At 64.1% G+C, this 8,651-nt stretch carries 11 protein-coding genes and 1 pseudogene; 6 read left to right on the forward strand and 6 right to left on the reverse strand.

The window, feature by feature from the left end; translation table 11 throughout:
- Positions 1-304, forward strand: a pseudogene (locus EOA23_RS36640) (LysE family translocator); the annotation flags it as partial.
- A gap of 4 nt (positions 305-308) precedes the next feature.
- On the opposite strand, the gene EOA23_RS28180 reads toward EOA23_RS36640, so the two are convergent.
- Positions 309-1,103 carry a 1-acyl-sn-glycerol-3-phosphate acyltransferase gene (locus tag EOA23_RS28180; protein WP_127306561.1) on the reverse strand — a complete coding sequence of 265 codons (795 nt, stop codon included), beginning with the start codon at positions 1,101-1,103 and terminating at the stop codon, positions 309-311.
- Positions 1,104-1,242: 139 nt separating this feature from the next.
- Positions 1,243-2,145 (reverse strand): LysR family transcriptional regulator, encoded by a 903-nt coding sequence (locus EOA23_RS28185; RefSeq protein WP_127306562.1) that lies wholly within the window; start codon positions 2,143-2,145, stop codon positions 1,243-1,245.
- Between the two features lie 101 nt (positions 2,146-2,246).
- Here EOA23_RS28185 and EOA23_RS28190 point away from each other — a divergent pair, with 101 nt between their 5' ends.
- Positions 2,247-2,867, forward strand: coding sequence for a pyridoxamine 5'-phosphate oxidase family protein (locus EOA23_RS28190; RefSeq protein WP_127306563.1), 621 nt, complete (start codon positions 2,247-2,249; stop codon positions 2,865-2,867).
- Here the strand turns inward: EOA23_RS28190 and EOA23_RS28195 are convergent.
- From EOA23_RS28195 to ftsE, 3 genes are all read right to left on the reverse strand, one after another.
- Entirely contained in the window at positions 2,864-3,592 is a 729-nt protein-coding gene (locus EOA23_RS28195) for a YdcF family protein (protein ID WP_126064195.1), read from the reverse strand. The genes EOA23_RS28190 and EOA23_RS28195 overlap by 4 nt on opposite strands.
- Positions 3,593-3,749: 157 nt before the next feature.
- Positions 3,750-4,739: an ABC transporter permease gene (locus EOA23_RS28200; protein ID WP_127306564.1), complete on the reverse strand. Its 990-nt coding sequence runs from the start codon at positions 4,737-4,739 to the stop codon at positions 3,750-3,752.
- On the reverse strand, positions 4,732-5,391 hold the full coding sequence (ftsE, locus tag EOA23_RS28205; RefSeq protein WP_040998894.1) for a cell division ATP-binding protein FtsE: 660 nt from the start codon (positions 5,389-5,391) through the stop codon (positions 4,732-4,734). Before ftsE ends, EOA23_RS28200 begins: the two co-directional genes overlap by 8 nt.
- A gap of 181 nt (positions 5,392-5,572) precedes the next feature.
- On the opposite strand from ftsE, the gene EOA23_RS28210 reads away from it, so the two are divergent.
- The 3 genes from EOA23_RS28210 (at position 5,573) to EOA23_RS28220 (ending at position 7,380) form a co-directional block, all read left to right on the forward strand.
- Positions 5,573-6,205: a hypothetical protein gene (locus tag EOA23_RS28210; RefSeq protein ID WP_127306565.1), complete on the forward strand. Its 633-nt coding sequence runs from the start codon at positions 5,573-5,575 to the stop codon at positions 6,203-6,205.
- Between the two features lie 178 nt (positions 6,206-6,383).
- Positions 6,384-6,926: a hypoxanthine phosphoribosyltransferase gene (hpt, locus tag EOA23_RS28215; protein ID WP_095816886.1), complete on the forward strand. Its 543-nt coding sequence runs from the start codon at positions 6,384-6,386 to the stop codon at positions 6,924-6,926.
- Positions 6,927-7,008: 82 nt separating this feature from the next.
- Complete coding sequence (locus EOA23_RS28220; protein WP_127306566.1) at positions 7,009-7,380, forward strand: response regulator; 372 nt, start codon at positions 7,009-7,011, stop codon at positions 7,378-7,380.
- Here the strand turns inward: EOA23_RS28220 and EOA23_RS28225 are convergent.
- Positions 7,363-8,316: a DMT family transporter gene (locus EOA23_RS28225; protein ID WP_042643825.1), complete on the reverse strand. Its 954-nt coding sequence runs from the start codon at positions 8,314-8,316 to the stop codon at positions 7,363-7,365. The genes EOA23_RS28220 and EOA23_RS28225 overlap by 18 nt on opposite strands.
- A 210-nt stretch (positions 8,317-8,526) precedes the next feature.
- Here EOA23_RS28225 and EOA23_RS28230 point away from each other — a divergent pair.
- Positions 8,527-8,651: LysR family transcriptional regulator (locus EOA23_RS28230; protein ID WP_127306567.1), on the forward strand; the 125-nt coding region annotated here is incomplete at its 3' end.

Consider the following 8,651-nt stretch of genomic DNA (forward strand, 5'->3'; position numbering starts at 1 on the left):
ACCACGCGCTCACGTAGATCCGTCGACAATGCCATTCATGCTGGCCTCCTTCCCAGCAGGAACGGTGAATCAGAAAATCGCTGATTTGGGAATCCTCAACGACTCCAAACATTTTCATCCCGCTCTAGGCGCTTCCACCAGGCTGCTGGTGCTTGCCGCGATGATCGTCGCCATCCACGTAGTCTGGCTGCTGGCAGGAACGGCTTTCGCTCGCTTCCTGCGCCATCCGCTGGCGTCGCGGATCGTCAATCTGGTGTTTGCAGCGACGCTGGTGCTGACGACCCTGCTGGCGGTGTTGAGATAGCCTATCAGGTCCTGGCCGTTACGCCGAGCTCCGCCAGCCGCTTCACGGCCGTCGGCGGCATGGGCGGCGGGTTCGGGGTCTGCGCGGCCTCGACCAGCATCTGGTCGCAGGCAGCTTCGGTTTCGCCGATCAGCCGCTGCATGAATTCCTCCTTGCCGAGCCCTGGCGGGATCGGCGGCAGGAAGCGAGCTTTGATGGTGCCGGGATAGCGCAGGAACTTGCGGCGCGGCCAGTAGAGGCCGGCGACATGGGCGACCGGCACCACGGGGACACCTAGCTGGGTGTAGATCTCGACGATGCCGTATTTGTAGGACGGCTCGGCGCCCGGCGGGCGGCGCGTGCCTTCGGGATAGATGATCAGTTGGCGCGGGTTGCGGTCCATCTCCTGCCTGGTCGCGACGACGACCGCCTTCAACGCTTTCGAGCGACTGCCGCGGTCGACCGGTATCATGCGCATCTTCATGATGTACCAGCCGAAGAACGGGATCCAGGTCAGCTCGCGTTTCAGGATGTAGAGCGCGTCGTCGAGATAGGGGAAGAAGGCGATCGCATCCCAGAAGGACTGGTGCTTCGGCGCCAGGATGAAGGACCCTTCCGGCAGGTTCTCGACACCCGTGATCTCGCTCTTCGTCGCGGCGATCTTGTCATAGAGCCACATCGAGGTGCGCGACCAGAATTTCGGCACGAACCAGGCGCGGTGGCGCGGCGCCAGAAAATAGAAGGGCGTCCAGAAGATCATCTGGACGATCAGGCTGAGATAGAAAACGAGGTTGAACGCCAGCGAGCGGATGATGAGCATGCAAGGGGCCCGTGAGGAAGTGTGCGTTGGTTACACCAAGCGGCGGCAAAAAGGAAACGCCGCGGTGGTCGAATGCCGGCCACTCTTGCTTTGCCGCAATCTCGGACGGAAAACCGCGATCCACTTTTCCTGGAATTGCTTACAACGACCGCGCCAGCCGCTCCTTCAGGCGCGGCGCGGCGAAATCGAGGAACGCGCGCAATTTCACCGGCAGCCGGCCCTGGCCGGCATGGACGAGGCTTACCGGCCAGGGCGGCGGCTCGAACGGCTCCAGCACCACACGCAGCGCGCCGGCGCGCACGGCAGTATCCGCCTGGTAGGAGAGCACTTTCGTCAGGCCAAGCCCGGCGATGGCGGCATCGATCGCCGCCTCGGCGGTGTTGACTTGCAGGCGCGAGCGGACCGGGATCGTGGTTTCCGTCTTGCCCGCTCCGAAGCTCCATGTCGCGGGAGAGGCAAGGCCCTCGAAGGTGACGCAGCTGTGACCCGCAAGCTCAGATGGTTTCTCCGGCGTGCCATGCGAGGCAAGGTAAGCCGGACTTGCGCAGACGATGCGGCGGATCGAGCCGACGCGGATCGCGACCATGGCCGAATCCGGCAGCTCTCCGATGCGCAGGGCCAGATCGATATGCTCCTCGACCAGCTGGGTGATCCGGTCCGACAAGGTCAGGCGGACGTCCACCTGCGGATAGACGGCGAGAAAGTCGGTGATCACGGGCAGCACATGCAGGCGGCCGAAGACGACCGGTGCCGTGATGACCAGCTCGCCTGTCGGGCTCGAATATTCGCCCGCAGCGGTACGCTCGGCCTCATTCACCTCATCGAGAATGCGGCGACAGGCGGCGAAATAGGATTGGCCGGCATCGGTCAGCGCCAGGCGCCGCGTCGAGCGGTTGAGCAGACGCGTTTTCAAATGCTTCTCCAGGTCGGATAGCTTGCGACTCACCGTCGCCAGCGGCACGCTGGCATGCCTGGCAGCGGCGGAAAGGCTGCCGGCCTCCACCGTAGCGACGAACAGGGACATGGCGTCGAGGCGATCCATTATTCTTCCGAAATCTAGAAGGGTGAATTGCAAATATGCTCTCTACATCCGATTCTCGGAAGAGGCTAGATGACATGCCATCCTGTCCGAGGAGCGCCGGCATGAACGAATTCACCAGCGACGTCGCCTTCACACCGACCGTCAAGGCCATCCAGTCGCGCAAGGGATCGCGCGACTCCTATGCGCGCGTCGAGCAGCGCGGCGGCTGGCGGGCCACGATCACGCCGGACCTTGCCGCCTTCATCGAGGCGCAGACCAGCGTGTTCCTGGCGACGGCCAACGCCGATGGGCAGCCCTATGTCCAGCATCGCGGCGGGCCGGCCGGCTTCCTCAAGGTGCTCGACGAGCACACGATCGGCTTTGCCGATTTTGCCGGCAACCGGCAGTTCATCACCCAGGGCAACCTGCAGGACAACGACCAGGCCTTCCTGTTCCTGATCGACTATATGCTCAGGCAGCGCATCAAGGTCTGGGGCAGGGCGCGGGTCGTCGAAAACGACCCGGAGCTGACGGCGAAGCTGATGCCGACGGACTACAAGGCAAAGCCGGAGCAGGCGATCCTGTTCACGGTCACGGCGTGGGATGCCAATTGTCCGCAGCACATACCGCAGCGTTTCGAGGCGGCGGATGTCGCGGCCGCGCTCGCCGAGCGGGACCGGCGCATCGCCGGCCTGGAGCAGGAGATTGCCCGCTTACGAGATAATTTGGCGGCTAAGGTCTAGTTCTTCACCGCGGTCGATGCTTCGGCAAGCGTCATGCCCTCGGGCGTCGTGCGAAGCGGCAGGAAGCCGCGCGCCAACGACAACACATATTTGCTGTATTCCGTGAGCAGCACGCGCAGCGCCTCTGGCTTGGTCAGCCAGCCGCCATTGCCGAGATTGGTGTTGACCACCGGATAGGGCTCAAGGCGCGCGCCATGCAAGAGCCGGCCCATCTCGAGCAGGCTGCGCGGCATGTGGTAATTGTTGGTGACAATGATGATGCTGCCATAGGCGTGGTTTTCCACCCATTTGGCGCTTTCCTCGGCATTGCCGATGGTGTCGAGCGCGGCACGGTCGATGTCGACACAGCAGGAGAAGAGCCGCTTGTCCCCACCCATCGCCGCCTGCAACTGGCGTTTGGTGGCCGACGGATGGACGCCGCTGATCAGCAGCCGTTCGCCCTTGCCGGACGCCAGCAGGTCCATGGCGGCGTCGAGCCGCGACTGCCCGCCGGTGAGCACGATGATGGCATCCGCCCTGGCCGGATCGAGCGGGGTCGTCATATGGCTGACCTTGTCGGCGAACCAGCCGAAGCCGCCGGCAAAAAGCACCAGCGCGGCGAGAGCGACGAAACCGCAGACGCGCAGGGCGAGCCGCAGACGACCAAGCCTGGCGGGGGCAGCGGCGCGCGCACGCACTGCCGGCATCCGTCCAGCCGTCTCGATCTGCTCCCGCGCTTCCATCATCCCCAGGTTAATCCTGAAAGCTTCTAATGGTTAACTCCGAAATGCGGCCTTTGATAGGTAAGGCGGCGCACTTTGCGTTACGGCACCTGCCCAAGCCGTGATCGTTGCCTTGTTCGTATACAACGCCTTGCGCGGGCTTTTCGGCTGGAGCTCATGGTCAGCCCGCATCCGGCTGGCGAACATCGATGTCGCTGAGATAGGCGACGACGGTCACGTGCGAGGTGGCCGCGGTCAGCGCGCCGATCACCAGCACCATCAGGCCGACGCCGAAATAGCCGGCGGAGCCGATGGCGAAATTGCCGAACAGAGCGGTCGCCTGGTCGGCCTCGGGTGTCGCCATGTTGCGGGACGACCACCAGGAGAAGACGATGAAGACGGCGATCGCGAGCGCTCCGCCGGCGGCCGCGCCCTTCATGCCGGTGACCAGGAAATGCCAGCGGAACTCGCGCGCGATGAAGCGTGCCTCGGCCCCGACGAAATGCAGCACCTCGATGATATGGCCGTTGCCGGCCATGGCGCCGCGCGTGGCGAACACCACCGTCAGCACCGTCGCCGAGAGCATCAGCGCCAGAACGGCGATGCCGATCGTCACCGTCGTGTGCGCCATGGCGACGAGGCGGTCGACCCAGGTGCGGTGGTCGTCGAGCGCGGCGGTCGGGATCTTGGGCGTGATGGCGGCGCGCATGGCGGCAAAGTCAGGCGGGCTGGCCTCGTCGATGGTGACGATGATGAGGCGCGGCACCGGCAATTCGTCGATGTTGAGGCCGCTGCCCAGCCATGGTTCCAGAAGACGCGCGGTGGCGTCGCGGTCGATGATCTTGGTGCCCTTCACGCCGGGGAATTCGCTGGCGATCTGAGAGGCCTGCGCAAGCGCCGCCTCCATGTCGAGGCCGTCGGCCGGCTTGATCTGGATCGTCGCCTCGCGCGAGATCTGGTTCTCCCAGACCGAGGCGGTGTCGCGCACCAGCGTCACCGCGCCGAAGGTGAGGCAGGACAGGAAGGTCATGATGGCGATGACCAGCACCAGCGCCCGCCCGGCGATGTTCTGCGCCGGCACGATCGGCGCCGTCTTGCGCTGGACTCGCCGGACCGTCACCGGCGCCTCGGCGGTTTCATCCTGGAGGTGATCGGCCGGAAAATCAGTCATAGACGTCCAACCTTCCGCCGGCCAGAATCATGCGGCGCGCATCGACCTGCTCCATCAGGCCGAGGTCATGGGTGGCGATGACGACGGCGGTGCCCAGTCGGTTCAATTCGATGAACAGCCTGAGCAGCCGGCGCGCCAGCGGCGGGTCGACATTGCCTGTGGGCTCGTCGGCCAAAAGGATCTCCGGCTGTTCGATCAAGGCTCGCGCGATCGCGGCGCGCTGCTTTTCGCCGCCCGACAGCACGGGCGGCAGCACATGCATGCGGTCGCCGAGGCCGACCCATTTCAGTAGCTCGGTGACGTCGGTGCGGTAGCTCGCCTCCTCGCGCCCGCGCACGCGCAAGGGCAGCGCGACATTCTCGTAGGTCGTCATATGGTCGAGCAGCCGGAAATCCTGGAACACCACGCCGATGCGGCGGCGCAGCAGCGGCAATTCGCTGCGCGAGATGCGCGAACGGTCCTTGCCGAATATGGTGATCAGGCCGCGCGTCGGCTTCAGCGACATGAACAAAAGGCGCAGCAACGTCGTCTTGCCGGCGCCCGAGGGGCCGCTGAGGAACTGAAAGGAGCGCTCCGGAATGTGCAGGGAGATGTCGCGGAGAATCTCCGGACCCATGCCATAGCGGAGGCCGACATTTTCGAAGCGGATCACGTTCGGCGACCTGAAACTTTCGGCGGCGACGCGCCACAATCTAACTCTAGCAGACCATCGACCCGCATGGTTAACGGTCGGTTAATTTCGGCTCGATTTTGACGTCTCAAAGCGGTTCCGGTGGGGAAGCGTTAACCAATTGCGTTTACGCAAAAGAAACGAAGACTGCACTGGTGCCGTAATGGCTGAGAACAGAACCGCGCGCCCCGTTTCCGGCGAAATCATGACCGGCCCGGCAACACATGCCGCGCCGGAGCGCGTCGTGTCCGATGCGGCCGACATCGTCGATGCCGACTATGTGGTGCTGCCGCGTTTTGCCGCGCATCCGGAGCGGCCGCCCCAGCCGCAGGTCCCGCCGACGCCGTCGATCGAAGGCGTGGGCATGCTGCGCAAGCCGGAACCCTCGCCGTCGCGGCCCTCGCGGGGCGGCCCGTTGTTCTGGATCGCAGGCGTCGGCATAGCTCTCGCCTCGTTCTGGGTTTCGGGCGGTCATGCGCTGGTTCGGCACAGTCCGTTCTGGGTGACCGCTGCGCCGGGGAGCGCGCTCACCATTTCCGGCGTGACGTCGCGCATCGATGCGTCGGGCCTGAAACCGGTGTTGTTCGTCGATGGCGAGGCAGCCAATGACGGTGTGACATCGCAAGCATTGCCGCCGCTCGAAATCCGCGTCACGGACAATGACAGCAACATCATCCGCTACAGGCTGGGGACATCCAATCGCGCATTGGCGCCCGGTGAAAGATTCGGCTTTTCCAGCCGCCTCGATGTGCCTAGAAACGGCGTCAGGACAGTCTCAGTAATCTTCGCCGGCTAGGTATACCGATATTCAGGCGAGGCCGGCCTGCGAACGACGGCTTCCTGCGCTTCCGGTGCTCACGCACTTCAGGTACGCTCCGCTCCGGTTCTCGGAAGCCATCGTTCTCGGCTCGGCCTGACCTGAATCTCGATACACGTAGCACCTGGCATCCCAGGTGATTCTGAAGGACGAAAGAATGCCAGTTGTGCGCGGCAAGGACATCGAGGTGCTGTTTTCGGCGTCGGCAATCGCGCGCCGCAATCTCGAGCTCGCCAAGGAAATCGCCGGGCGCGACTACCATGACCTGCTGGTGATATCGATTCTCAAGGGCTCGTTCGTCTTCGCGGCCGATCTCATCCGCGCCATGCATGATGTCGGCCTGTCGCCGGAAGTCGAGTTCATCTTCATCTCGAGCTATGGCGCCGGCACTACGAGCGGCGAGGTCAGGGTGCTGCGCGACATCGACAATGAGGTCGCCGGCCGCGACGTGCTGTTGATCGACGACATATTGGAATCCGGCAAGACGCTTTCCTACACCCGCGACCTGATGCTGTCGCGCGGCGCCAAGAGCTGCGCCATCGCGGTGCTGCTCGACAAGCGCATGCGCCGCCAGACCGCGCTCAACGCCGATTATGTCGGCTTCGACTGCCCGGACTATTTCGTGGTCGGCTATGGCATGGACGTCGCCCACGCGTTTCGCGAACTGCCGTTTGTCGGGGTGGTGAAGGGCGACGCCTGAAGAGCCCCCGTTTCGCCCCGAAAAGCCGCTGATCGTTAGAATTTTCAGAAAACGTCAACGTTTCGGCGGCATCTATCTCGGCATGGCAAAGCTTCTGATCGTCGAGGACGATGAGTCCGTCCGCACCCTCGCCGCCCGCGCTCTGGAGCGCGACGGCCATGATGTGACCGTCGCCACCGACGGCGCTCAAGGGCTGCACACGATCCGGCAGGCCCGCGGCGGCTACGATCTGGTGGTGTCTGACATCCGCATGCCGGAGATGGACGGCATCGAGATGGCCACTGCCGCCGCAAGAGAGTTCCCGACGCTGCGGATCATGCTGATGACCGGTTATGCCGACCAGCGCGAGCGCGCCGAGGAACTCAACGGCATCATCCTAGACGTCGTGCAGAAGCCGTTCACGCTTGCCGAGATCCGCGCCCGCGTCGGCAAGGCGTTAAGCTGCTTCGCTTGAGACCGCACCGGCCGCGGGTGCTGCGCTTCGCCGGCGCTCGCCGTTGAGCGCAAGCAGCCCGGCGCCAATGATCAGCGCCGCGCCGAGCACGGTCGTCTCGCGCGGCACTTCGGCGAAGAACAGAAAACCCCACAGCGGCGACCATAGGATGCCGGTATATTCGAAGGTGGCGACGCGGTTGGCCGGCGCCATGCGATAGGCCTGCGACAGCAGGATCATGCCGGCGGAAGCGACGAAGCCGCAGGCGGCCATCTTCAGGAAATCCGGCATCGTCGGCCACACCCATGGCCGCACCAGGAATTCGACGCTCGGATGCGCCGCATGGGTGATGCCGGCGAGATGGAAGACGGTCGCCACCGCGACGGCGCCGCTGAGGTAGGCGCCGTTCTGGTAGAAGGCCATCACCGTCGATGATTCGGTGTCGCCAATGCGGCGCGCCATCAACTGCGAAAAGCCGTAGAGAAAAGCCGAGCCCAGCGACAGCAGCGCCGCCCAGTCGAACACGCCGGCGCCCGGGCGCACCATCACCAGCACGCCGACAAGGCCGATCAGCACCGTCGCCAGCGTCTTCCACGAGACGCGCTCGCCGAGATAAGGTCCGGCCATCGCCATGATGAACAGCGGCGCCATGAAATAGAGCGCCACCGCGTCGGCCAGGGGCAAGGCCGCGATCGCGAGATAATAGACCGTATAGGACGAGAACTGGATGAAGGCGCGCAGCGTCAGCAGGCCGAAGCGCTTGGACAGCACCGCCTTCAGGCCGACATCGGCCTGGACGATGACGATCAGGATCGGCAGCGCAACAATGGCGCGGATCGCCATCACCTCGGTCACCGGATAGCCGCCCGACACCGCCTTCACCAGCGGATCCTGCAGCGAAAAGACCAGCACGCCGAGGCAAAGGCTCAGAATGCCAAGCACCAACCGGTTCCGCATCAGTCTCGGCCCCCCGCGAGCCGTAATCTAGCAGCAAAAAGAACCCGCTACCGTTTTCAGGCAGCGGGCACGAGTGAGGACTCTTCGATTGGTCCGCGGCCGATTCGCGACCGCATATCCAATGGGTATGGGAACTATCCTGCGGCGTTTGACATGTTGCAAACGAATTGAAATGATGTCAGCAATCAGATTTGCTTATGGCGATTTCCGATGAGACCAGTCCTCGACAGCGACCTCCTGCGCACCTTCGTGGCGGTGGCCGAAACCGGCAATTTCACGCGCGCGGCGGAGAAAGCCGGGCGCACGCAATCGGCCGTGTCCATGCAGATGAAGAA

It is taken from the genome of Mesorhizobium sp. M2A.F.Ca.ET.042.01.1.1 (genome assembly GCF_003997405.1).
In the GTDB taxonomy this organism is placed as follows: Bacteria; Pseudomonadota; Alphaproteobacteria; order Rhizobiales; family Rhizobiaceae; genus Mesorhizobium.